This window comes from Flavobacterium sp. WC2509 (genome assembly GCF_052683105.1).
On sequence record NZ_JBQZFG010000001.1, the window covers coordinates 1,212,219 to 1,237,405 of the forward strand.

General features: G+C 30.5%; 21 protein-coding genes. 15 read left to right on the plus strand and 6 right to left on the minus strand.

Annotated elements, in window-relative coordinates; all coding sequences use genetic code 11:
• The first annotated feature begins 9 nt into the window (after positions 1-9).
• On the plus strand, positions 10-960 hold the full coding sequence (locus ACUN3A_RS04970; protein ID WP_445550235.1) for a hypothetical protein: 951 nt from the start codon (positions 10-12) through the stop codon (positions 958-960).
• 95 nt (positions 961-1,055) lie between these two features.
• Here ACUN3A_RS04970 and ACUN3A_RS04975 read toward each other — a convergent pair whose 3' ends face one another.
• The 3 genes from ACUN3A_RS04975 to ACUN3A_RS04985 all read right to left on the minus strand — a co-directional run bounded on the left by ACUN3A_RS04975 (position 1,056) and on the right by ACUN3A_RS04985 (position 6,703).
• Positions 1,056-2,660, minus strand: a complete 1,605-nt coding sequence (locus ACUN3A_RS04975) for a hypothetical protein (protein WP_445550236.1) — start codon at positions 2,658-2,660, stop codon at positions 1,056-1,058.
• A 252-nt stretch (positions 2,661-2,912) separates the two neighbouring features.
• Complete coding sequence (locus ACUN3A_RS04980) at positions 2,913-4,808, minus strand: UvrD-helicase domain-containing protein (RefSeq protein WP_445550237.1); 1,896 nt, start codon at positions 4,806-4,808, stop codon at positions 2,913-2,915.
• Between the two features lie 2 nt (positions 4,809-4,810).
• Positions 4,811-6,703 carry an ATP-dependent nuclease gene (locus ACUN3A_RS04985; protein WP_445550238.1) on the minus strand — a complete coding sequence of 631 codons (1,893 nt, stop codon included), beginning with the start codon at positions 6,701-6,703 and terminating at the stop codon, positions 4,811-4,813.
• A gap of 168 nt (positions 6,704-6,871) precedes the next feature.
• On the opposite strand from ACUN3A_RS04985, the gene ACUN3A_RS04990 reads away from it, so the two are divergent.
• The 4 genes from ACUN3A_RS04990 to ACUN3A_RS05005 all read left to right on the plus strand — a co-directional run bounded on the left by ACUN3A_RS04990 (position 6,872) and on the right by ACUN3A_RS05005 (position 13,430).
• A complete protein-coding gene (locus ACUN3A_RS04990; protein ID WP_445550239.1) occupies positions 6,872-8,815 on the plus strand; it encodes an AAA family ATPase in 1,944 nt (647 codons plus the stop codon).
• Positions 8,812-9,834 (plus strand): hypothetical protein, encoded by a 1,023-nt coding sequence (locus ACUN3A_RS04995; protein ID WP_445550240.1) that lies wholly within the window; start codon positions 8,812-8,814, stop codon positions 9,832-9,834. The genes ACUN3A_RS04990 and ACUN3A_RS04995 overlap by 4 nt, the downstream gene beginning before the upstream one ends.
• Positions 9,835-10,023: 189 nt before the next feature.
• On the plus strand, positions 10,024-12,030 hold the full coding sequence (locus ACUN3A_RS05000; protein WP_445550241.1) for a DUF4365 domain-containing protein: 2,007 nt from the start codon (positions 10,024-10,026) through the stop codon (positions 12,028-12,030).
• A gap of 8 nt (positions 12,031-12,038) precedes the next feature.
• On the plus strand, positions 12,039-13,430 hold the full coding sequence (locus ACUN3A_RS05005; protein ID WP_445550242.1) for a hypothetical protein: 1,392 nt from the start codon (positions 12,039-12,041) through the stop codon (positions 13,428-13,430).
• Between the two features lie 348 nt (positions 13,431-13,778).
• Here ACUN3A_RS05005 and ACUN3A_RS05010 read toward each other — a convergent pair whose 3' ends face one another.
• On the minus strand, positions 13,779-14,864 hold the full coding sequence (locus ACUN3A_RS05010; protein ID WP_445550243.1) for an AAA family ATPase: 1,086 nt from the start codon (positions 14,862-14,864) through the stop codon (positions 13,779-13,781).
• A gap of 162 nt (positions 14,865-15,026) precedes the next feature.
• Here ACUN3A_RS05010 and ACUN3A_RS05015 point away from each other — a divergent pair, with 162 nt between their 5' ends.
• From ACUN3A_RS05015 to ACUN3A_RS05050, 8 genes are all read left to right on the plus strand, one after another.
• Positions 15,027-15,926 (plus strand): helix-turn-helix transcriptional regulator, encoded by a 900-nt coding sequence (locus ACUN3A_RS05015; RefSeq protein WP_445550244.1) that lies wholly within the window; start codon positions 15,027-15,029, stop codon positions 15,924-15,926.
• A 68-nt stretch (positions 15,927-15,994) separates the two neighbouring features.
• On the plus strand, positions 15,995-16,399 hold the full coding sequence (locus ACUN3A_RS05020) for an exonuclease domain-containing protein (RefSeq protein ID WP_445552812.1): 405 nt from the start codon (positions 15,995-15,997) through the stop codon (positions 16,397-16,399).
• Positions 16,400-16,434: 35 nt separating this feature from the next.
• Positions 16,435-18,270, plus strand: coding sequence for a DUF262 domain-containing protein (locus tag ACUN3A_RS05025; protein ID WP_445550245.1), 1,836 nt, complete (start codon positions 16,435-16,437; stop codon positions 18,268-18,270).
• Positions 18,271-18,286: 16 nt separating this feature from the next.
• Positions 18,287-19,234: a hypothetical protein gene (locus ACUN3A_RS05030; protein ID WP_445550246.1), complete on the plus strand. Its 948-nt coding sequence runs from the start codon at positions 18,287-18,289 to the stop codon at positions 19,232-19,234.
• 16 nt (positions 19,235-19,250) lie between these two features.
• Positions 19,251-20,507, plus strand: coding sequence for a PDDEXK-like family protein (locus ACUN3A_RS05035; RefSeq protein WP_445550247.1), 1,257 nt, complete (start codon positions 19,251-19,253; stop codon positions 20,505-20,507).
• Between the two features lie 132 nt (positions 20,508-20,639).
• A complete protein-coding gene (locus tag ACUN3A_RS05040; protein ID WP_445550248.1) occupies positions 20,640-20,870 on the plus strand; it encodes a hypothetical protein in 231 nt (76 codons plus the stop codon).
• A gap of 85 nt (positions 20,871-20,955) precedes the next feature.
• The gene (locus ACUN3A_RS05045) at positions 20,956-21,705 is read left to right on the plus strand and encodes a hypothetical protein (RefSeq protein WP_445550249.1); all 750 of its coding nucleotides are present in this window, start codon (positions 20,956-20,958) and stop codon (positions 21,703-21,705) included.
• A 72-nt stretch (positions 21,706-21,777) separates the two neighbouring features.
• Entirely contained in the window at positions 21,778-22,863 is a 1,086-nt protein-coding gene (locus tag ACUN3A_RS05050; RefSeq protein WP_445550250.1) for a hypothetical protein, read from the plus strand.
• Between the two features lie 56 nt (positions 22,864-22,919).
• On the opposite strand, the gene ACUN3A_RS05055 is transcribed toward ACUN3A_RS05050, so the two are convergent.
• Together ACUN3A_RS05055 and ACUN3A_RS05060 are read right to left on the minus strand one after the other, a co-directional pair.
• Positions 22,920-23,171, minus strand: a complete 252-nt coding sequence (locus ACUN3A_RS05055; RefSeq protein ID WP_445550251.1) for a hypothetical protein — start codon at positions 23,169-23,171, stop codon at positions 22,920-22,922.
• Between the two features lie 60 nt (positions 23,172-23,231).
• Complete coding sequence (locus ACUN3A_RS05060; RefSeq protein WP_445550252.1) at positions 23,232-23,447, minus strand: hypothetical protein; 216 nt, start codon at positions 23,445-23,447, stop codon at positions 23,232-23,234.
• Positions 23,448-23,586: 139 nt separating this feature from the next.
• Between ACUN3A_RS05060 and ACUN3A_RS05065 the strand changes: the two genes are divergently transcribed.
• Entirely contained in the window at positions 23,587-24,501 is a 915-nt protein-coding gene (locus ACUN3A_RS05065) for a helix-turn-helix transcriptional regulator (protein ID WP_445550253.1), read from the plus strand.
• A 30-nt stretch (positions 24,502-24,531) separates the two neighbouring features.
• Positions 24,532-25,185 (plus strand): hypothetical protein, encoded by a 654-nt coding sequence (locus tag ACUN3A_RS05070; RefSeq protein ID WP_445550254.1) that lies wholly within the window; start codon positions 24,532-24,534, stop codon positions 25,183-25,185.
• The last annotated feature ends 2 nt before the right edge of the window (positions 25,186-25,187 follow it).

Genomic DNA, 25,187 nt, shown 5'->3' on the forward strand with positions numbered 1-25,187 from the left:
TTCCAAATTATGCATTACATAGATATCGAGCAGGATAAAATAAAAGTTGCACGTGAATTGCATTACAAATACATGAGATATGTAATTAAAAAGAAATTAAATGGAACCAATTTTAAAGAACCTAAACCTAATCCAGAAATTAAGACCATACAAATTGTCAATGGTATCAATAGTGAGGTCAAAAGGTTTTTAAATGCAGAAAAGAATTTAAAAAAAGTTTTGATTGGATCACCTGAAGAATTAGATACTATAAAAAATAAATTTACCACAAAAAAGCAAATTGCATCCATAAAAAATCTTTTGGATTATGACATGTGGATTGATTACAATCCTAAAAGTACATACTACTTTTACAATGCATACCATTTGGCAAAAGAACTCGATATTCCAACCTGCCCATATTGCAACCGAGTTTACACAAAAACTGTTATATCGCCATCTAAAATAACAAGACCTACTTTCGACCATTGGTTTACCAAAAGTAAACATCCTTTATTAGCGCTTTCATTTTCAAACCTAATTCCCAGCTGCAACATTTGTAATAGTGGAGCAAAAGGTACCACACCTTTTGAACTTCATACACATTTCCATCCTTACCATAAATCTGCAGATCCTGATCTTCTATTGTCTTATAATTTTAGTTTTGAACATACGGATTACTCTACTTTTACATTTAAAATAATAAATAATAATACCTTTTCTGAAAACTCGACAAAAGCTTTTAAGCTAGAGGAAATCTACAAGATGCATGAAGATGAAATACTTGACTTACGGAAAATCAGAGATGTTTATTCTATTGAATATTTAGAAATGGTCAAAAAGAAAATATTATTGAATAATATTTCTGATGAAGAAATATATCGACTTGCTTTTGGAACTCACATTGAAGAAGATTTATTTGATAAACGACCTCTTAGTAAGATGAAAAAAGATATATTGACAGAATTAAATATTATTTGATTCTAACGCAAAAAAAATGTTGACATGCTAATTTGCCAAGAAGAATAGTTACTAATTAACTACTTTTTGTTCTAAAAAAATAACTGTAGAATCATTTATAAATAAAACTTTTCAATTATATTTTTTAATGAAATAAAATCATTTGCTTCCAGAAAAGTAATTAATTTTTTTCTATCATAAAAAACATCAAGTCTTCTGCCTTTATAATTTCCCTCATTCAATTTTTTTAGATAATCCAAGGCATCGTCTTCAAACTTACAAGAGGTCATATATGCAGCTTTGAATACATAACCATTATCTATCTCGAACTGGAATTTATCTTTTATAAAAGTTAAAGTCCTATTGAAAAACCACTTTACAGTATTTTTAATTTCATAAGTACCTAAAGGAATTTGGTACTCTGAATGATAACCTTTTAATTCAATGACAATTATTTCTTTTGGATTTGACGACCTAATCACATAATCATATTCAAATCCTCTCTTTTCATTTTTATTCGTTTCCTCATTGAATATCATTTTTGAATAGTATACGTTTGTAGTTATATCTGCATTAGGATACTGATGTTTCAAGACTTGATACATCATAACTTCAAACAATGTACCTTTTAATGCTTTTAACTGATCTTCTTGTCCCGAATTTTTAATAGTGGATAACGTTTCTTCTATCGTTTTCTCAAATTCCTCATTTTGCAGTAACTTTTGATTGAACTGTAGTTTAGAAACATTTTCAAGAATAGCAAAAATATTTGAACCATAAATAGAACCAATATCATAACATAAAAAGCCAAGTCCTTTTAAAGTATTTAAAACATACGCAGAGCAACTTTTATAAATTACAATGGGTATGATTTTACGCGTTCCTGAGGTTACCGAATTAATATTTATTTGTACGCGATTTAAAAAACCGTCTACATCCAGTTGGTTATACTCCCTAGACATTACAACATCAACTACAACTAATGTTTGTTTTTCTACACTTGTGGCAACTCTTGCCGAAACTGGATTTAACCCTGTTGCTTTTGTATATCCGAATGCATCCCATACAAGATTATTATGTGCCGCTCCAATTGAAGGAGTTGTTTTATTTCTATATCTATTATTTAAAGTTAATATAAGATTAGATTTCGACAGCCAATCTACAATATCTTTCACAAAAAGAGAGTCAATTACCATTCTAGAATACTGGGTTTTAATCAACTGTTCTTCTGTTTCTTTCACATTGGTATAAAGTATATACTTAATATTATTTTGATCAATCGTTATGTATACAAAGTCCCTATCTCTCAATAATTCTATCAGGTCATCCAGTAAATCATTTTTAGAGTTTCCTTTTAATAAAGGTGAAGCAGTAATTTTCAAAGCCTCATAATATGAAATTACCCCATTATTAATATCTAAACTTTCTATTAATCGATATAAAGGTGGTCTATATTTTTTAGCGATTTGCTTTATAGTATCTTTAGTTAGCTTTTCTGGGTCAAGAAAATAAACAAATTGACCTTTACCAAAAGTCAGAGGAGATGAGGACTTTACGATTCCTTTATTTACAACCCTTTCAATTATTTTTCTGGCATATACATTTGTAACCAAAAAATTTTCAGTGAGTAAATCACACAGCTCTTTGCTAACCTGAAACTTTTTTATTTTAAGCAGTTCTATCACATACTTATCGTATTGATTTTTATTTATTGTATCCATTATTTTGTAATTTGTCACACTGCCCTTATCTTTTCATTTAATAACTTTTATAAGCACGCTAAAAAAAAGAAAAACAGAATCCAGTTAATTTATAAATACTTAATTATCAATATTTTAATTTTTTGAAAAAATAAGATTTCGAGATTTACTATATGTATTTTGTCACATAATATTTTTTTCGTTAAGATAAAAAATTTGAAAATATCCATTATGCTAATATTTTATAATAGTGTTAGCACCCTTTCTCAAGGCTTAAGTAAAAGATTTGAGGCTAAATCCCAGCTCTTGAATTCTTTTTAAATGTTTATTATTTTTGACTTTAGGTATTGCCCAGATTAAAAGATGTTTAGGTCTCGAACTTGCAACATACGCAAATCTTACATATTCACTCTCGCTACTATTCTGGCTAATCCAATGTTCAAAATGCCCACCTTTACTTTTTTTATTGGGAGATGATACAATCAATGCAGCATCCAGAGTTTCTCCTTTAACATCATGAAAGGTTGTCATCCTAACCGAATTTGTGTATGAATTTTGTATAGCTGCTACAGTTTCAGCAACTGGTTTGTCTGCAAAACCTGAAGGTGACTTTATTTTTGTTTTGACGGAATCCCAATTATTAGGATCACGCAGATTATTCCAATAGTTTTTAAGGAAGGATTTTAATGAAGCAGTCCAGTCTTTCCAGTTTACATCATCGAAGGGGAAAATCTTATTTTCAGGTGTACTAATACTTGTGATCAAATCAAATAAAAGTGCTCTCCATTCAAAATTTGTATAATTTTCAGGACAATATTGGTTTTGATGATTTCCTGATCCATTATATCCCAGCATACATAACGATTTACCCAACTGATGCAATGCATTCTGCATATCCTTTCCAGTACGAGGCGTATTGGACCAGCAACTTAAGGCATTAGCAATAAGCTCTATTTTGGAAAGTTTTGAACCAGGTGTATTTTTAAATAAAGAAAGTGTACTATGCGCCCTTGCCAATATGACACTATTATTAATTTCTATTTTTACACTTTCTTCACTAAGACTCAGATTTATATCTTTAATGATATTTATGAAGTTTTGTGGTAAAGAGATAAAATCGCTAGGTTCGTATTCCCATACTAAACAACATTCCTCGGTCAGTAATACTTCATGTCCGATTATTTTTTTTGCTGTTTTACCAGTATTGTAAGACTCCAATCCCATCGCTACATTTACTATATTTTGATTGCTCCTGAAATTTTTTGTTAAGTGTATTTCAGTCATTCCATTCTTAATAATAAAATTATTTATCTTTTCAACATATACTTTTTTAAACTCGTATATTGATTGGTTTCGATCGCCAACAAAGTGAACTTTTGCGCCTGAATCATTTAAGAGCTGTAATATTTCCAGTTGATTAAGCGATAAGTCCTGACATTCATCTATATAAATCACAGGAAAACGTTTAACAATTAAAGATAAAATACTTGCCCTATTTTTTAACATGTAATAACAAAGGAACTCTGCATCCGCATAGGTGGCCAGACCAGCTTTTAGTAATTTTTTTTTGTTTTTCTCTAAAGTTTCTTTTATTGGATTTAATATGTTGCTTAAATCTAAATACCTGCTTTGTGACTGGAGAGTGGGCGGCTCAGTACATTCAAAATAATATTCATTAACCCATGCATCTTTATATGGTTTTACAGAGAGAACAGTTTTGAATGAAGTTAAAAAATCATAACGTTCTTCATTGTCTATAATTCTAAAGCTTTTATCATCACTTTTACTATCATAATTTGCTGTCTTATGTGCAAAAGGATGAAGAAGGTAAGAATGCAGCCATGAATCAATAGTGCCGACAAAATGAGGGTGACGTACAGAACTCACACCGCTATACTTTTTAATTCTATCTGAAATTTCCTTGGCAGCATTTTTTGTAAAGCTTAATACCGCTATACCACAAAAATTATCTTTCCATTCTGCTATTTCATAAGCTGCTTTTATTCCAACAACTTCTGTTTTTCCGCTTCCAGGACATGCGCTTAAATAACAATTTTGTAACATTGGGTGCAAGATAAAATCAAGCTGTTCTTCGCTAAGCTGCAAATCAAGTTTTATTATTCGTGATTGCACGATATTAAGCTTTTCTTCAATTAATAATCTGCCCATCCTTATCGATTTACTGCCCACATTATTGCATCTTCTATATATTTGGGGACAACAAATCCTGAATTGTCAATACTTAATTTAAAAGCAAGCTTTTGAGCAAATTGTCCTTTACCTAATTTTTGTTTAGCCTTATTTTGACTGGTTTCAATGAACTCCAATAATTCATAGGCGATTGAAGCCTTTTCTTCGTTTTTTGCCTTCCATTCTGTATCTGTCCATTTAAGAAGATCAACTTTCCATTTAGTAACTTTTGTTTTTGTCGGTCCTGCAGTATCTAACCAATCAAGAAAAATTGTTAACATTGGTAATAAATTTTTTCCTTCAACCGCTAAATCATATTCAAACGTTTTAAGATTACTAAAAACTCTGCAGTTTTTGGAATTTGTTTCAAATTCTTCTTTTAAATAATATTGAGGATTACAGCAATCACATTTTTTTTCTTGAGTAGGTTTTTCTTCTTTCCTCGGATCACAATCTGTTATACATGCACAGCGAATGGGTATGGATGGAATATTTTTTATTTTCTCCTGATTATCAATATTCTTGTATCCTTTGAATGGCTGCATAAAATGCTCAAAATATATTCCGTTTAAGTTTATAATGGAGACACTAAAGTCTTCTAAAAACCTTGCATTCATACTAGCAGCATATTTATTTTTAATAACAATTCTCGATAATTCTTTAATAACCAGTGCCTCTGCAATTCCCTCTACAAAAATTAAACCTTTCGCAAAGAAAAGTGTCGACTTGGTTATATCCAGCCAACGTTCAAGAAAGTACGCAGATTCCTTGTTGATTTCACAGTCTGAAATTAATGTTGCCAACGGATTTCCTTTTTCCCCTACTGTAAGAACATTCAAAGAACTTAATTTACAAGACGATGTTATGGTAGCTGAATGTGTAGTTAGAATAATTTGAATATTATTAGTTATTGATTGTTCCTCCATGTATTGCAATAATTTTACCTGCAATTGAGGATGAAGGTGAGCCTCAGGTTCTTCAATAAGCAGTATCTTATGTTTCGTATCGGTTAATTCCAATCCCTCCAACTCAGCCAAAACAGTGGCTAGATATAAGATGTTATTGTAACCAAGACTATTTTCTGAAATATCCCTAAAATTTTCAGGTGCAGTATCGGTTGAAATCCTCGGGTAGAAAAGTAATCTTAGTCTTTCCACAATTCTGTCATAGCTAACTTCGGAGAATTGAATTAAGGCATCTTGACCGAGTACGGAGCCTAAACTTTCTTTTAAATATTTTTTAATAGCATCATTGACATTTATAATCGTATCATCCTTAAGCAGTTCTTTATTCAAAGCATTAAACTGTATCTCAAGATTATGCGGTTGCTCCCCTTTTTTAGGCTTATGCCTTTTGAAAAGACGTGATAATCTAGACCCTCTGTATGCTTCTAGTTTGTTTTGGGCATCACGCAAAGGAGGAAGGTAAATACAACTAATGGCATTAAGAAGATCCCATTCAAAAAAACCAACGGTAGATTCCCCGCCCCAAATAGCATGATCGAACTGTCCCCTTCCATTTTGTTTATTAGCTATCTTTTTGTTTAGGTATGCTTTAGTATTATCCGATGCATCAAGCCATGGCAAGTAAGCAACCCCCTCACTATCCTTCAAATCAGAGAACTCTGCATTTACTTCTATATAATCAGCACTTTTTTCAACAGATTTACTGGTAATTGGCTTATGAAACTGAGAATCAGTTATACCAATCCTTCCAAATTCGTCCTCATTGAGAAGTAATCTAACTGCATCAATTACAGCTGATTTTCCACTTCCGTTCTCTCCAATTAAAACGGTGAGTCCAGGATTGAATTTTATTTGAAATTCTTCATTAAAAGCTTTGTAACCCTTAATCTTAAGTTTTGATAAATACATTGCGGTTGGTTAGATAAGATGATAAAAATAGCTAATTTAACCTAAATATGTCTGCTTTATCTTGCAAAGTGAACTATTTTTTTATCTTTAATGCAAATTAATGATCAACTACAAATATTTTTTTTATTGATAATTTGCAGAGCAGTCATTCTAAAATAAAATGTAAATATGGATGTTTTGTATTTTTGGATAAAAGAGTATAAGAATATAGAAAATAAAGGTTTTGATCTTTCCAGTAAAATATCGTTTACCACTGAGGTAGAAAGTATCAGTCCCGATGGAACATTAAATCTAATTTTATCAAAAGAAGAAAGAAGCCCTTTACATATATTCCCTGAAAATATAGTTGATGTTAAAGCTATTTTAGGAGAAAATGGAAGCGGCAAATCAAATTTGCTTGTATGGCTGATCAATTTTATAATGAACAATCAAACCCGCAATTTTGGATTTTTAGTAACGTCTGAATATATAATAGTAAGAGATAAAATAAATTTCATCTCTTTTCCAGAAGAGGTATTTGGTAAAAAATTATTATTTATCCAACCAGAAGATCTCGTAAATTTTAATAGAATTAATACCTACAAAAATAAAGTACAAAAAAGTGAAGCTTTCGGAATGATCGCTAGTAATTTGATGGAAACATACTTTAAAAAAAAATATTTAATCTATTATTCCCCTGCGCTGAATCAGGACAATTTTTACAACAGTGAAGGGGTGCAAAACAGCTATTTTCGCTGGCCTAGTGAAAAGTTAAACTATTTTGACATCTCCACCGAATCACTTATTGTCAGTGATTATAATAATCATAAAAATAATTTAGATTATATGATTACCGGTGAAAGCGAATTACTATCGTATAAATTTCTAGAATCCTTGCGGGCTTTGGATTTCTTAAGCACCGAGAAAGAATTGGATCTGACCATAAATTTTCCAATCCATAATATTGATATAGGATTTACAGGATTTAACTCTAAATTTTGGGATAGTGTTGATTATTTAGTATCCGATAATTCAAATAGAGAAAAAGTTATAGGTAACTTATTAGACTTTGATAAAATTGATCCTTTCCAATTAGATAATGAAGAAGCATTTTTTGCAGAATTTTCAAAAGAAATTATGTATTGTATTATAAGTTATCAGTTGAAGTATTATTTTAATTTTTCTAAAGAACAATTATATCCTTTGGAAAGATTAGGTAATAATCTAAGAGATAATTATAATCCAAAATTAGGCTTTTATGAGTCAATTTATGAATACTTAAAAAAAGGCGACGTTTTTACTGAAGAAGATGCGAATTTTATGATTGAACAAATTCAAGAAGCAAGAAGCTATTTTGAATCAAAATTTAAATCAGGTGAAATTATTTGCAAGGGCGACTATGGATTATCAGTACCTGAATTCAGTATCAGGTCTATAATTAAAGATTTCCTGCAAGCCCCCTTGTTTGTGATAAAAACATCTAGGAAAGAAGAAGAAAGGGTGATAAGACTTAACATGTTTGGGTTTGATCTTCATGGGCTGAGTTCCGGTGAAAGAAATTTTCTCTCTCTTTTTTCAAGGCTTAATTCAATTAAGAAACATATAAAAGACAACAGGGAAATATTATTTCTCATTGACGAAGGAGAATTAGGTTTTCATCCACAATGGCAAAAAGAATATTTTAAGCTTATTACAGATTTCATAAAAAAATTCTTTGCAAATAATAAAGTACAATTAATAATTACTTCTCATTCTCCATTTTTAGCATCCGATTTACCTAAGGAGAATATCATTTTCCTAGAAAGAGATGAAAACCAAAAAACCAAAATTAGTGATTTGAGCGAGCATCAATTAACCTTTGCGTCGAACATTCACTCGCTTTATTCAGACGCATTTTTTTTAAAGGGAGCAACAATAGGAAGTTTTTCGAAAGATATCCTAAACGAAATAATAGATTATCTCAAAGGAAATAATTTTTCAGACGAAAAAAATAATAAATACCGTTCTATTATTGAAATAATTGGTGAGCCTGTTATCAAACGCAAGTTAGAGGACTTATGGATACAAAAACTGGGTAAAGAAGAGGAATTGCACATATTGAAAAAACGAATCTCATATCTAGAATCATTATGATAAAAGTTGGCAAATCACCTTTCGAAATAAAACAAATGGCCAATAATCATTTTGATTTATTGGACAGTGTCTTTAACATTACCCATAAAATTGAAGTCCTTTTAAATGACAAACAGATGAAACTTTGGGAAAGAAAGCTTTTTTCTGCATTGCAAAGAGACCTAAGAAAGATCATAGTAGGTACGCCCTCAGACTTAAATATCATACAACAAAAAATCACTCCTCTTTATCAAGCGTACATCAGTAAAAAAACTGAAGGGATATGGGGAAATAAAAAAAAGGCAGCGATAAAAAAAGCAAATGAAAAAATATTTACAATTTTCGACTATAGTGAATTTATAAAAAAATCAGATGCCTTGTATGCATATAACTTTACCGAAAATCTCAATATAAATGTTTGTGTTTATTGCAACAGGCAATATACTTTTACTCTTAGGGAGCTAGATGGTAAATGCAGACCTACCTTAGATCACTTTTTCGATAAGGGGAAACATCCTTACTTCGCACTCTCTTTTTACAATTTAATTCCATCCTGTTATACATGCAATTCCTCCTTAAAAAACAAATCTAAATTTACGTTTGAAAATAATCTTCATCCTTTCTTAGAATCTATGTTTGAGGTTTTGGATTTTACTATTGATATAAGTAACGTGGATTTTGTTGACGGAGGTATTAAAGAGTTCGAAATTTCATTAAAACCATCAGCAGTGTGCACTGATATTGATTTAATCCGCAAGGCCAAAGCAAATGCTGAGGTTTTTAAATTAAAAGAATTATATAGCGGTCATAAAGATTACGCAGCGGAAATAATTCAGAAAAGTTATTATTATGACCGATCAAAAATTGATGAATTATTTGAATTTAAAACTGCTACAGGCAAAAGTTTATTTGAATCCCGAACCGAAGTAATAGAATTTGCGTTAGGAAGCTTTATTTCAGAAAAAAAATTAGGAAAAAGAACTTTAGCTAAATTTACACGAGATATTGCATTTGATCTTGGATTAGACAAGGTTTTGTAAAAAAAATACTAACAAGAGGCGTTTACTCAATATACCTTTTAAGTGTCAAACGCCCCGTAATTACTTATAGAATACAAAGTTGTAGTTAAATTATTAAAACAGGGCTATTCAGTTAGAAAAACAATTAAACTTACTGACAAATGCAGTGGTACAGTTCAAAAGATAAAAAAACTATTAAATTAATATAGCATGAGCTTTTATCAAGATCCATTAGTAGATGAAAATTCCAAACGAAGCGAAGAATCTGTAAATGCAGTCAAAAGCCTATTTACAAGAAAAAAAGGATTTATTTCTCGTGAAGAACACCCTGACTATGGTGTTGATTTTGATGTAGAACTCGTGACTTCGTGTGAAGGTGCGAGCTCGAAAAAGTTTGCTATTCAAATTAAGAGTACCTCTTCAGTGAAAACCGCTAAATATGGTAAAAAAAAATTCTTAACATTACAATTTAAAACCTCACGCCTTGGTTATCTTGCTCGTAGAGAGCCAGCCTATGGAATCATTATTTTATACGACGAAGAATTTCAAATATGTTATTATGACTATGTAGAAGAAATTATTAAACGTCTTGATAATATTGATACACGTGATGGATGGAGAGAGCAAGAAAGCGTAACAATTCTACTTCCAAATAAAATATTAAGCGATGATGAGCTACAACATATTCATAAAAAATTCACTGTACGACATGATAACAGTCACCTATTACTGTTAGAATATGGTTCCAAGTTTAATATTCCTGTCTTAGATACTCTGGATCAACAAACCAGTTTAAAATTAGATATTAATAATTCTGCAGACGTAGCAAATTTTCTAGAAAAACTTGGCGGTGTACTCTATAACGAGCATGAATTTGAACGGATACTTCAATTACTCTTAAAAGTAAACAAAGAACATGTATTAAAGAGTCCAGAACTAATATTTCTTTCAGCTATCACTTATACCCAACAGGGCAATATTATAGAGGCTGAATATTATATTAGAAAAGCATTGAAAATTTGCGAATCCCTTAGTCAAGAGCAAATTAGCATTATTGACTTCTCACAAATTAGAATTGAATTTCTGAAAGGTAATATTGATCGAATTGCTTTTCTTGAGAAGCTAAAAAAAATATCAGTAGCTTCCAACCGAGTTGAAAATCAATTAATCATAGATATTAATATTGTTTTTTTTGAGCTTACCTCTAGTGTCATTGAAGATAAGTTTAAACCTGAGATTCTAGATAAAATTTCAAGCTTGATACAACGAATAGAAAATGCTGAACTCACTGTTGAAAAGAAGCACCAATTAAAGGTTTTCCATTCAGAGAATCAGCATAATTTTGCTATCCATACTTTTATAAATACTTATAATGATTTTAAACTTAAGGAAAGTTTAAAAATAGCTGTACCATATTTTGAAAGAGTACAATGTGGAACACAAACCAATTTGCTCACTAATACAGCAGAGGAAGCCGTTCGAAAAGCCTATTATTTTAGTATTAAAAACAAAAGACCACTTCTAAAAGCAAGTGCTGCTCATCAGTTGTCTAAAAATTTTCTATCACTTAGATCTACACTGTCGATAGTGGCACCAGAGGATAAAATGGCCATTGATTTGACTAAATTGATTAAAATGTACTCTGCCTATCATAATCTTGCACTTATAGGATATAATGGTTTTTTAGATTTGCAAATGTTTCAAAATGCGCATGAAGCTTTGACGACAGCATATGAGATTCAACAACTCTGCCTATTGTCTTCAGGCAATTTAGTTGGCAATTTAAATCCAGAAGATATTCTTAAAATAGTGCGAGAAATTGAGTTAGCTTATGATTTTCAAACATTTGAATCAGTTATTTCAAACTTGGCAGGGTTTCATGAGCAAAAAAAACAAGATCCTGGAACCATACTTTTGCACTCCAATGATGAGATAATAGAAGACATGGCAAAAAAAATGCTGAATGCATATGGACTTCCGGAAAATAGACTTGTAAATATTATACATAGCCTAAAAATGATGAAGATTTTTCACCAACGTTGCAATAATCCAAATATAGAGTTACTCGAGGACCTGAGACATACTCAAAATTTTTCTACCACATATATTACAGCACCACCATATATCTTACGTGAAAAAACATCAAATCGACAAACGCGACCGAATACTGATATTGAAGTTCTATTAAAAGAATTTTCAGATATTATTACTTTATAATATAATTTATGGAGTCAAAAACTAAAAACTTTATACAAGAGATTACTTCCATACAGGAAATAGAAAATCTGTCACAAAATGTGATAATAAGTTCTATGGATGGCAAATCCCATATTAGCAAAATAAATAAGGAGTTCAAATTATTATTCAATGGAATTTTTGAATATCCAATTGATGGCGCAGTAGACATAAATATAAAAGGCATCTCATACAATATCACTTCATATGACTTCGACACATCTTTCCGTAGGCCATTTCATGATGTGCCATGCGAGCATACTTTTGATATTGACGGTATATCAAGAGGCATCGTTGATGGAAAGACTCAGTTCCGAATGTTTTTCTTCGACACGTCAAAAAGTGCAAATCTATTTCACTTCAAACTTGAATCTCCAAAATATGATGGAATAATTCCAGGGGCATTCAACTGCACGCGCGTAAATATAGAAATGTCTCGATATGATATCGTTCAACATAAGCAAGATGAAATTAGTTATATAATTATAGAAAACCTTGACCCAGTAAGTCTTGAATGCTTTAAGAAAGATTCATATGCCATCCAGAAAGGAATTGGATTTCTTTGTGGCTATATGCCGGGAGGCGAACATTATATTTTTTCTGGAACAGATTTTCAGTATAACCGTTTAGCACGTGAAGCGTTAAAGTCAATATATTACCCAGTTATGTCAAATCCTTATTCATTTTTAATATTACAGAACCATAAGGATATTGCCAAGAAATATGAAACACTTCTTACTGTCTTACCATCATCGGTAATCTCCACATTAGTATCTCAAATAAAAAATAATGAAGAACTTTCTGTTGCAATACTATTTTTGATGGAAGTATCACATATGAAATCAATAGTATCTTTGCCTGGCGTCCTCTCGGTTATATTAGAGTCATTAGCCAATGTAATTATCAATCCGATGTTGATAAAGACAAAACTGATATCAGATGAAAAAGTGGCAGAACAGATTATTGGTGATCTTAATCAAGTTTTGGACAAATACAAAGCAAAATTGGATACAGAAATAATAATTAAAATAAAGCGTAGGCTCACTGCATTGAATCACCCTATAAACACAAAAAAGATTACCAATGCTATGAAACTCCGTGAGCCCTTTGACCAGTTGGGTATCGTACTTTCAGCTTCAGACGAAAAAGCCATCGATTATCGGAATGCTTTACTACACGGAAATATTCTCATGAATGCTAATATATCTAGGAGCAGCAAAGAGATAGATGACCATATGCTATATATAACAGCAAAGCTTTATACATTAATAAGTAAACTTATTTTAAAGAATTGTGGTTATAGTGGATATGTAATTAATCAAGCAAAATTCTACAACTACTCAAATGCAGATAATGAGCTAGAATACTTTGAACTCATTTAAGTCTATATGTTATAGAAATTTTGATTACAAATATTATCCAAAAAAAATTGTGCAAATTTAGAGTAATATAGTTTGCACATTAATTTCAATAGATTTTATTAAAAGATGTGACAAAAACTTGTGAACTTTATAACTATACTCCAAATATGCACAAAAGCCCTAAACAATTAGTCTTGTATTATCTATTTCCAAAATATGACCATTTTTATTGCTTAGGCACAAGAAACACTTTCTTTCAAAGTAAAAAAATACCACTATTTAAAACAGTTAATTTATTCTCCATCAAGATAAAAGTACTAGGTTTAAAAATACTACACTATATTTTTTTCGAAATAATGAATCTCTTATTTAATTTCCAAAACCTAAAACTCCTCTTATTTTAGGTGCATAATTAGTGTTGATTTCAAAGTTAAATATATCTGCCACCGATAAAGGCTTCTCTACTTCCAACTCATGACCTAGTTTATTCAATAGAATATTCGTTCTCTTTACAGACAAAGCCTTGAACTCGTAAATTAGAGAAAGTCTTCCTTTTCGAAGTAGCGCTTTATCAATATTCTTAACATCTGTATTGAAAGTAGCAATAATTTGAATTCCGAGACTCTCTCCTAATAAACCATCTGTCAGATTTAATAACATCGATAGATTTGAATTGCGAACCTCCTCCCTAGAAGTAATCAGTTCTTCAGAATCCTCTATAACTAAAATTGAATTTCTATTCTCCAGTAAAAACGGCGTCATATTAATATTATCAAGCTCTCCTGCCATTTTTGGAGAAATGAATATTACCTTTTTTCTAACTTGATGAATTAAATATTTAATATAGGTACTTTTTCCTGTACCTGGATCACCATGAAAAAGATACAGTCCAGTATGATCCATCTTATTTAACTGTTTGACTATTATTTTATGCATCGATGAAAAATCTTCATTATAATGCAGATTGAAGTCAATTTTAGGCTTTTTAATATGTAATTCTTTTGTCACCAAATCTCCATCACGAGCAATAATTAAATTGATATCGGATGACTTTTTTTGAATTTTTATAAATTTTTTACATTCTTCGAAAAGCAAACTGATCTTCTCATCTTCACTTTCAAATAGAATATAAATATTGCTAAGTTCTACATTAAGCATAATTTCATTATCTAAAAAATAAAAATGATCGACAAACTCCATTTCTTTTTTTGCGGAATCAAAATCTTTCCTGTAATGTTGCTTGATAATCTGAAATTCATATTCCTTTTCAAACCACTTCTTAAAAGATACAATATCAATATTATCAATAGACATATAGTTCGGTAATGTATTATAATAGCCAAAATACATTCTAAAGCAATTCACATAAGACCCACGGCCATCCAAAATCTCAAAGTTATTTTTTATTAAACTTATTTCTTTTAGAACTTCCTGTTCTGATATTTTTTTTTCCATACGATCTATAATTAATTTACTTACCAAAATTACTGGGGCAAAGTGCCAAAATATGACGTTATAAATTATTGATTTGTACAAATTAAGATTTTAAGAAAAATTAAAAACTCCGTCATAAATTGGCAGACAAATAAATTATCTTTGAAAAACAAATAAAGCATTATGTCTAAACTAATATATTTCAAAAGGTATCTTTACATTATAGATCGTCTAAGAAGCCGTCCTTGTAACTTCTCAGATTTACAAGTTCACGTAATGCGTAAACTTGTAAATGAGGATATTGATACTACGTTTGAATACGCGATTCGTACCTTTGAACGTGATAAAAAAGATATTGCAACATTATTTGGTATTGTAATAAATTACAACCGAAAAGATAAAACTTATAATATTGACGAAGAGGAGATAGAAGATCAGTCGGTTACCAGAATGATAGATGCCTTTTCTATTCATCATGCCTTACAAGAAGGAAACAAATTATCTCCTAGTGTGTTTTTGGAAAAACGAAAGTCATCCGGAACCGAACATATTTACGGTATAATACATGCCATTCAAAATCTGTTGCTCCTAAAATTCACCCATAAAAAACATTGGGAAAGTGATTATTCAGTACGTGAAGTAAAACCAATTGCGATAAAAGAATCTCATCAGCGCTGGTATTTGGTCGCCTTAGATAAAAAAGACGATATTGTAAAAACTTTTGGATTGGATCGCATAACAAACCTAACTGTCACAAATACCAAATTCAAACCGATCCTATATAATGTGGAAAAAGAATTCCAACATGCCTTTGGTGTCGAAACGTATTCGCCGGCAGAAAAGATAATCTTACAGTTTTCAAAACAGCAGGGGAACTATATCAAAACATTTCCTCTTCACGAATCTCAAAAGATTATAAAAGAAAATGACGATACACTACTTTTAGAAATTTATATACATACCACCAATGATATTGTAATGGAACTATTAAAATACGGAGCAGATGTAAAAGTAATCTCCCCTATTAGACTTCAGAATGAAATAAAAAGTAAAATTTCACAAATGGCTAATCTCTATATTTAATGAATAGTTTTACTGCGATAGATTTTGAAACTGCAACAGGATATAGAAATAGTATTTGTTAAATCGGACTGGTTAGAGTTGAAAATGGAATCATAATCAAAGAGATTAGTTTATTGACACAACCACCAGGCAACTTCTACTGGAGCCGATTTACCGAAATTCATGGAATCTCATCACTGCAAACAGTTACTGCTCCAGTTTTTGATCAAGTTTGGCATATCATAAGACCATATATAGAAAATCAAAATGTAGTGGCACATAATGGCTTTGGATTTGATTTTCCTGTGTTGGAAAAAACACTAGATTATTATAATTTACTCATTCCTAACTTTAATAAAATCTGCACTTATAAGATTTATAAGTCAAACTTGGCTAACTTGTGCAAAGAACATCAAATATTCCTTAATCATCATGATGCTTTAAGTGATGCTAAGGCTTGTGCTGAGCTGTATTTGCGGAGTTTCAACACTTAAACTAAAAAACATTAACATAAAAACAACTAAAAATTTTGGAGCAACAAAAAACATTTGGAGAGATAATCAAACCTTATTTCTTTACCATTCCTGATTATCAAAGAGCTTATTCTTGGGGTGAAAAGCAACTTATTCCTTTCATTAATGACATACTAGAATACTATGATAAAACTAATGACCTGGAGTCTGAGGATAAAAATTATTATTTGGGTCACTATATTTTGGAAGGAGAAGTTGGATCCAACAATTATGAAATTATAGACGGTCAACAACGTATTACTACTGTTTATTTATTTTTGTTAGTATGCAATTATCTGAAAAAAAATTGCGAATACTATAAACAGATTAATTTGATACCTGTTTCTTATGACAAGGATGGCCTAAACATTATAATAAATACCTTAGAAACAGGTGGAGAAAATATAATTATAAAACTAACAGAATTAATAAGCGATACCAAAACAAGGACCATGTCTTTCATTAGAATGGTGGAAGCTATCAAGTTATTTATTGATTCTTTTTCAGGAGAGAAAAAGTTGCCGAAATTGGAAGTTGATGAAATTGACAAATATGTGGAGGTAATAGACAAAGCACATTGTTCTGTTGCCACATATAATGATAAAGCGGTTGCTTCACAGATTTTTGAATTGCATAATACACGCGGGATAGCACTTTCTGAGACTGAAAAAGTGAAAGCTTTATTAATGAAAAATGTTTACATCAACTCTCAAAATCCACATTTAGATATTGAGAAAATTCAAAATGCTTTTGCACGTATTTTTGAAATGGAAGAGAAAGCAAGTGATGTATGGCTACGTGGGGATTTATCTTTAGACAATATTTTGATGTATCATTTACAAGCTGTAGAAGACGGATATAAAAATGAAGAATTTGGCTTACCTCAAGGAGTAGCTGGCGATAATGGTTCATTTGAATATGTTAAAAAAGCATTAACTAAAAAAAATGAAAAGACTGCAATTGTTGAGTATGCAATAAATGTAGCTGAGCAATTTGAGAAATCAATGGATATTCTTACAAACAAAATACCAAAAGCTGACGAAGAAAATCCTCTAATTGGCGATGCTATGTTATTAGATAAAAACCGAAGCATTATATTCTTATTGCGAGCTTTCAGATCGGGAAATCCAACTGAAAATAAATTAATCGAGCGCTGGGAAAATTTTCTAATTTGTTATGAAATAATATATTGGAATGGTTATTATTATAACGCAAAAGCCTACAGAAGTACATTTCAAAGTATTTACAAAGCAATCGAAAACGGCTCTAATTTAGATAAATGTAATGATTTACTATCAAGCTTCTACAAAGGAGAAAAAAAATTTTCATACCATTGGGAGCATTTAGGAAATAACGCAAATAAGTTATTTGAAGTTGAGAAAAAGAAATGGGTCAAGCATGCTTATGGATGGAATAAAACTGCCTATTTTCTATATAAATTTGAAATAGAACATGGCGCAGATTATAAAGATATAAGGAAGAATATTTACAAAAAAGATTCCATTTCAATAGACCATATTGTTGCTAGAAGTATTGAATGGAAAGACTTAGGAATTGAAAACTATTTTGAAAATAAAGACCACGCAGATATAATATGGAAAGAGATCAATAGTGTTATCAATGGTATCGGAAATCTTTCTTTGTCGACCTCAAGTGCTAATTCGTCTGATTCAAATAGATCACCAAGCAAACACTTAAATTCTTTCAAAAAATTTGGATTGGTCAAAACCGCAGAACAAATCGAAACTTGGACAAACCCAAATGAATTTGCTCAAAAAATAACAGAAAGAAACGAGTCTATTAGAGAGTTTGTAAAAGAGCGCATAATTAACAAAGAAGATATTTGGAACTAGGTTAATATAAAATAACATGAGTCATTTAAGAACAGCGCACACTACAACTGAATTAACGGCAATTTTTGAAGAAAGAGGGATACCTGAAAGATACTTTGATCAATTTTTAATGTATTATAAAACTCGCTTCAAAGAATTATTGAAAGAGAACGAGCAGTACAAAGATGAGGATTTTGCTGAAGGAGAATCTGTTCAGTTGGATGCTCTTTTTAGCACAATGCTACATACGGACTGTATCATGAAAGAAATTACAAAAGGTCACGGAGACGAATGGGCATTTGCTATAGCTGATTGTAGCGAAGAAGATGAACGTGCCCATATACTTATTTACAGTAACTTAAGAAATTCAAATCCAGAATTAGCTAAAAAAGAACTATTGATTCTTTGCAAATCATATGCAGGTGATGAATTTTTTGAAAAACATTTCATTTCTAAGTTTGAAGAAGGTTGTGATTATTTTCGTTATTCAGAAAGAGCTAGTAAGTATTCTGAAATCTATAAAAAGAAACTGGCTGAAGGGAAATCAAAAAACTATGCCCATCAATATGCTGATCTAATATCTTGCGAAGAATTCAATGAAATCTACTGCGAGGAATATGCTTACGCATATGACAAAGCACTAAGTGAGGGTAAACCTGAGGAATACGCGAATGTATTTGCTTTTCAGTACGGTTCCTCATTAGTGGACATTAAGAGCCGATATGAAATTTCTGATGATGAAGAAATGCTAAATTTTGCAATTGAAAGGGTCAATATTTTCATGAAAGCTTGGGAACATAATCAAGAGCTCCAATTAACTAATTTTGCAAGATTTGCCGAAATGTACGAGCAAATTCATTTGAATACATACTACAATGATCAAGATGAAACACCTTTAATAGAGAGTAATGAAATTACTAAAGATATTTTAGAAAGAACCTTACATGCGTACATGAAATTAGAAAATAATAAAAGTTCAAATTGAATCTAATAACAAGCATATGAATAAAGTAAATGAACTTTTAAATCAAATTACTAAGATCAAAAGTAAGCATGATAATAAAACGGGGGCAACTGGAGATAATTACAACATATTTACTGTAATGAATATGGAACGCAGTGAAGTCAACACCCATTCCTCAATTATTGGCGATTTACTAAACCCTAATGGCACGCACGGCCAAGGACGAATCTTCTTGGATCTTTTTATTGAAGAAATACGCAATTCATTCGGTTCTGATATTGAATTGGATGATTTTGGTCCCTTGGTACGAGATAAGATCTGCGAACGTACAATAACAAAAGAAATAAATTGGGAAAATGTATCTGGGGGAAGAATTGATCTTATTATCGAAGATTACCGCAGTCTATTAATCATTGAAAATAAATTAGATGCAATTGATCAAGAATACCAGCTGATAAGATACAATAATTACGCAGAAACCAAAAATGATAAAAAAAATACTTTGTTGTACTTAACACTAGATGGCAAAAACTTAGAACATGAAAAACCATACACGAGTGAAGGTGGCTTATATATTGAAGGTCAAAATTTCAATTATAAAAACAGAGAAGCATATGAAAACACTTTAAGGAAAGGGAATTTTTTCAAGTGTTTATATTTCCCTATCTCATACAAAATTCACATTCGAGACTGGATTACAAGATGTATTGAAAAAACAGACAATAGCCCTTTTCTTCAAACGATACTTAAACAATATTTAGCTTTAATAAAAAAAATAACTTTTCAAACTATAAGTGAAGAAATGAAAGAAGATATAGTTAACACAATCTTAAACGATTCAAACGAAACGACAGAAAATATAGAAAGTGCTTTTGCAATTTCAGGCACCATATGGAATTTAAAAAAACGTTTGTATAATGATTTAATTAATAATTTAAAAAATAACAATGAAGGATTTGATATTGTTGAAACAGATCATAAAGACTATTACGGGGTCGATGTTCTTTTCGAAAATAAAATAAGAGTCCTTTTTGGCAAAAGAAAAGATAAAGATTACTGCGATAGTGTTTCTTGTGGATATCAAATTAACGGTGAAATATTGCAATCTAATATAGATAAATATTTAGCATCAGGATTTGAAATCCACAATGGATGGATCTACAAATGGATTAAAAATGCCACTTGGGGTGATTCACCCGATATATGGGCAGACGTATCAAAAGGTAAAACTGGAGAAACTTACAAGGAAATAATTTCGTCAATAAATGAAATTATTGAAATTGAAAAATCATAAAAAGAGGCGGATTGCTTTTTTTTATTATATACTTTTCTTACCGTCACATTTTGACACACTAGTCTAATTTCTTTGTACTTGGAAAAGCCGAAAAACCATAAAAAGTAGGCAATCAATCTAAAAATAAAAATTATGTCACAAATGATTACCAAAGGAGAAGAATTAATTAGGATCAACCCTACTAACAGCAATAAAATTGAATACTCAACTACCTCTGGCAGGTCATGGCATGTAAGGTATTCTGGATCTTCATATGGGAATTTTCAAGATTTAACAGATAATGGTAAAGAAATACTAGCAAGTACCTCAAAAGGTCTTTATTATTCAACTACCAACGGAAGAAGTTGGCATAAGAGAAATTAAAGAATCTGTTACAATTATTATGAGCGACGCACTTTGACAGTGTGTCGCTTTATTTTTACTCAATAGTAAATTAACCTTTTTTCCAATGATACGAAATTATGATGAACTAATGATTTGCATAAAAAACATAGAAAAGCAAATTCCTAAACTTAAAACAGAACAACAAAAGCAGATTTATGATCTAAATTTTAGGAAGGCAAAAATTGTCCTATCACAAAAACAGCTTATAGAATTGCAGATTCTAAATTACATCGGATATTATGAAGAGAAAATTAAAGACCGCTACCTTGAAAGCAAATTGTATAATCCAAAATTAAAGTCTTTGAAAAAGTTTTATCAAACTAAAACTATTGCAGATGATTTAATATATTGTTTAATGCAACTTATAACGGAATATGATGAACTAAAAAATGACTTGTGGATTTTTTCAGCATTACGTTTAAATCATGCCTTCACAATAAAAGAAAAAATAAAAAAATTAATATTTAAAATGGAGGAAATTCATTTTGAACTAGCTAATGCAATACTACTTTCGAATGCAAAAATTAATGGTAAGCAAGTAATTAATTATAATCTGATAGTAGATTTTTTCCATAGTTATTATACATGCAAAATAGAAAACTTACAAGAAAAACTAAAGTCTATAGAATCAGGTTCAGAATTCATTCAATCCCTTAAAAAACTTGTTAATCCAGTAACAATAAAAATGATCGAGTTCGAATTAGAAAATAAAAAAGAATCAGAAGAAACTACAATTGAACTAGATGCAATATTAAATACAAAACAATGTTTTGAGAAACTGAACAAAATTATTCATAAAAAAATTTCTACCTAGTTATTTATCAATACCATTATCCTTTACCACTTATCAAATTTATGAGTACTTTTATTTGTAAAATGTTGACAAATGGAAACTACTAAGCTGACTAGAAAAGAATTATATGATTTAGTTTGGTCTACCACTATTTCAAAAATATTAGAAAAATATGCTTTGTCAAATGATGGCTTCAAGAAAATTTGCAAAAAGTATGAAATCCCTCTCCCCGAGAATGGATACTGGCTTAAATTAAAACACAATAAACCATTCAAAAAAAAGATACTCAATTTAGATTTCAATGGAGATAATAAAATTGAGTTTACAATTAGAGAAGTAGGAAGTATTATCAATATTGATCAAACTCCCTTAACTATATTGACAAAACAAATTCTGAGTGATAAAAATGCTCCCCTGAAAGTTGCCGAAAAACTAACAAAACCTGACATTTTAATAACCCAGACAAAAGACTCAAAATCTAAAGGCGATTATAATTTCTACAATTACAGAACAAGTAAAATAGACTTATTATCAATATATGGAGTTGAAAAAGAAAATCTCAACCGAGCATTCTTAATAATGGACATGTTCGTAAAACTACTACGCTACAGAGGACATTCATTCAAAAGAGACATTAATGGCGATGGACCTCATATCATTATAAAAGAAATTTCTTTTCCTTTTAGCATGCGAGAAGCAAAAAAAAGAATTCCACCTGAAAAAAATTCATATAGTTCAACATATCTTTCAACTGGTATCCTAGTTTTAAAAATTGGAGAAAGCTTTAGAGCTCAAGAATGGAAAGACGGATCAATTAAACTTGAAAATCAAATAGCAAAAATAGTAGCAAAACTCGAAATCGATGCCGACAAAGAAATAATTCGAAAGGAAGAATCTCGAATTTACTGGCTGAGATATGAAGAAGAAAAAGAGCGAAAAAATCAAATAAAAAAACGAAAAGATGAGGAAATTCAAAAATTTAATAAACTTGTCGAACTTTCCAAGCAATACAACCAATCTCTTTTAATTAGAGAATATATTAAAGCAGAGCATCAATACGCAATTTCACATAACGATTTAACCCTCGAAAAATTAGAGTGGATAAAATGGGCAAGCGATAAAGCAGACTGGTTGGATCCCCTGATCAATAAAACTGACGAAATCTTAGATTCTGAATAATTTAAACCTATAACAAAAAAAGGTTTCGGCCTATACAGCCAAAACCTTTTCGAATACTATGCTCCAGCGCCTAATGTTTGAATAACACCAACTGTCCAGATAATTGGTTTCCATAATATAACAAAGCCAATGATTGATAATATTGAAAATACTGCCCAAAAAGAAAAGCCATAAGCTAATGTAAACTCACGGAAGTAGCTCAAAAGAAAATAATAAACTCCAAATGGAATTGCAAGAAAAGCTACAGCTATCCAAACAATACATTTTATAAGAAATGCCACAATATTTAATAATACTTGAAATAACATAGATTTTGATTTTATGACTTGCGTCTGATTAAAAATTAATTAATTTAAAAAACATGTATCTTAGCTTTTATAATTCGAGGAAAAAGTATCATCATCTAAAGCTCTTATTAAACCAGTAACCAATAGAGATATCCCAGCACTTATTATTCCTGCTGTTTTAGGATTTTTTCCTGAATAATTAGCAATCGCAACTCCGGTTGCCACACTTGTACTTAAAATGGTACCTAGACTACTAAAGTCTAATTCGCTGTCTTTCTTTTTAAATAAATTTTTCATAATTCTTGTTTTAAAATTTCGGAGCTAAATTATTGCCCAAACGCGACAATTAGTGTCGCTTATTATTTATTTGAAAGAAGTAACAAGCGACACTAATTGTCGTTTTTGTTTTTTAATTTTGAAATATCAAAAAAAGAAAATGGAAGAAAATCAAACGCACCTGAATTCACCGCAAGTATATCGCACTAAAATCCTAGTCGAATTATTAAGAAAACACCAATCAATGGATCGTGACATTCTTATAAAAGAAATATCTGTTAAAGAAAATAAGAATCTATCGGTACGTACAATACAACGATATGTAAAAACATTAAATGAAGATTATGGTATCATTATCACGCTTAATAAAAGCACTAACCATTACTGGTTAGACGAAGAAAAATCAGCAAATATCGAATCTTTTTTGAGTCATATTGAAATTCTATCAACAGCTGAACTAATTAAGTCCAGCTTTAACGAAACAAATAATGCATTAGCTTTTGTTGAATTTGAAAACAAAGCTACCATTTCCTCAATTCCAAATTTTAAAGTTATTTTGGAAGCTATTCATCAAGCCTTACCTATTAGTTTTGGGCACTATAGTTTTTACCACTTAAAAGAGGAAGATTATACATTGAAGCCATATTTTTTAAAGCAATATCAAAATCGCTGGTACGTTATTGGTGAAACTGAGAAAGGGTATCGCACTTTTGGAATTGATCGATTAAAAGACATTACAGTAGGCACTAAAAAATTTAAGCAAAAAACTGAAGAAGCCATAGATAAATTTAGAAATGTAATCGGTTTAAATTATGTTGATCATAAAATGGAAAAGATACAACTGTCTTTCCACATTTCACAAAAACCATATATTGTCTCGCTACCTTTACATCATTCTCAAAAGGAAATCATCACGCATAACGAAAACAATTTTGATATTGAGCTAAGTATTCATCCCAATTTTGAGTTTAGACAGCAGGTTTTGAAGTATGGGAGTTTGGTTAAGGTCGTTGAACCGAAATGGTTAGTGGTGGAGATTAAGGAGGAGTTGAGGAAGGGGTTTGAGGGGTATTAATTGAAGGCAATTCGTTAAAAAATATTACATTTGAAACTTAAAAATTTTAAGATGACAAAAAAGCTCAATTTCTACTTATTAACTACTCTCTTTTTTTTAATATTGATTTCCTGTTCTAAAGACAATGGAACAGAATCTTTAATAGAAGACAAACTAGAAACAATGTCGAGCAAAGAAATCTTGCGAGAATTATTAATTAAAAACGACAATGATATTAATCAACTAGCAAGAATATTTGAATGTTCTCCGAGTTCTTTAAAAAGAATCCTAGAGAGTGAAACATTTGCTACTTCTGAAGCTGAAAACCAATTTAAAAATGTACTAAATCAAACTTTAATAACAAAAGACAAAACTTTGGATGAATTAGATCCTAAATACAAACCATTAAAATTTAAAATAAAAAGATTAATAGAACAAAATTACATTAAAATTGGGTTAATATGTTTAGGTCTTATCATAATTGGGTTAGTTTTTCCATCAACATCAACAGATAAAACAGCACTCGGATTTGGCATTGATCATGATGATAAATCTTATCCATTAACTGGTCTTGGAATTTTAGCAATAATAACAATACTTTTAGTTTATTTCATCTTGGTAATAATTGGTTGGTTGTCCACTGAAACTATTTACAAGGATTTATTTGTAAATTCTTTTGACCCTATTTGGGAGCAGTTAAAATAACT

Excerpts from the sequence above, each read along its gene's own strand:
- ACUN3A_RS04970 (WP_445550235.1), top strand. The coding sequence starts at position 10 with ATGCATTACATAGATATCGAGCAGGATAAAATAAAAGTTGCACGTGAA.
- ACUN3A_RS04975 (WP_445550236.1), bottom strand. The coding sequence starts at position 2,660 with ATGGATACAATAAATAAAAATCAATACGATAAGTATGTGATAGAACTG.
- ACUN3A_RS04980 (WP_445550237.1), bottom strand. The coding sequence starts at position 4,808 with ATGGGCAGATTATTAATTGAAGAAAAGCTTAATATCGTGCAATCACGA.
- ACUN3A_RS04985 (WP_445550238.1), bottom strand. The coding sequence starts at position 6,703 with ATGTATTTATCAAAACTTAAGATTAAGGGTTACAAAGCTTTTAATGAA.
- ACUN3A_RS04990 (WP_445550239.1), top strand. The coding sequence starts at position 6,872 with ATGGATGTTTTGTATTTTTGGATAAAAGAGTATAAGAATATAGAAAAT.
- ACUN3A_RS04995 (WP_445550240.1), top strand. The coding sequence starts at position 8,812 with ATGATAAAAGTTGGCAAATCACCTTTCGAAATAAAACAAATGGCCAAT.
- ACUN3A_RS05000 (WP_445550241.1), top strand. The coding sequence starts at position 10,024 with ATGAGCTTTTATCAAGATCCATTAGTAGATGAAAATTCCAAACGAAGC.
- ACUN3A_RS05005 (WP_445550242.1), top strand. The coding sequence starts at position 12,039 with ATGGAGTCAAAAACTAAAAACTTTATACAAGAGATTACTTCCATACAG.
- ACUN3A_RS05010 (WP_445550243.1), bottom strand. The coding sequence starts at position 14,864 with ATGGAAAAAAAAATATCAGAACAGGAAGTTCTAAAAGAAATAAGTTTA.
- ACUN3A_RS05015 (WP_445550244.1), top strand. The coding sequence starts at position 15,027 with ATGTCTAAACTAATATATTTCAAAAGGTATCTTTACATTATAGATCGT.
- ACUN3A_RS05030 (WP_445550246.1), top strand. The coding sequence starts at position 18,287 with ATGAGTCATTTAAGAACAGCGCACACTACAACTGAATTAACGGCAATT.
- ACUN3A_RS05035 (WP_445550247.1), top strand. The coding sequence starts at position 19,251 with ATGAATAAAGTAAATGAACTTTTAAATCAAATTACTAAGATCAAAAGT.
- ACUN3A_RS05040 (WP_445550248.1), top strand. The coding sequence starts at position 20,640 with ATGTCACAAATGATTACCAAAGGAGAAGAATTAATTAGGATCAACCCT.
- ACUN3A_RS05045 (WP_445550249.1), top strand. The coding sequence starts at position 20,956 with ATGATACGAAATTATGATGAACTAATGATTTGCATAAAAAACATAGAA.
- ACUN3A_RS05050 (WP_445550250.1), top strand. The coding sequence starts at position 21,778 with ATGGAAACTACTAAGCTGACTAGAAAAGAATTATATGATTTAGTTTGG.
- ACUN3A_RS05055 (WP_445550251.1), bottom strand. The coding sequence starts at position 23,171 with ATGTTATTTCAAGTATTATTAAATATTGTGGCATTTCTTATAAAATGT.
- ACUN3A_RS05060 (WP_445550252.1), bottom strand. The coding sequence starts at position 23,447 with ATGAAAAATTTATTTAAAAAGAAAGACAGCGAATTAGACTTTAGTAGT.
- ACUN3A_RS05065 (WP_445550253.1), top strand. The coding sequence starts at position 23,587 with ATGGAAGAAAATCAAACGCACCTGAATTCACCGCAAGTATATCGCACT.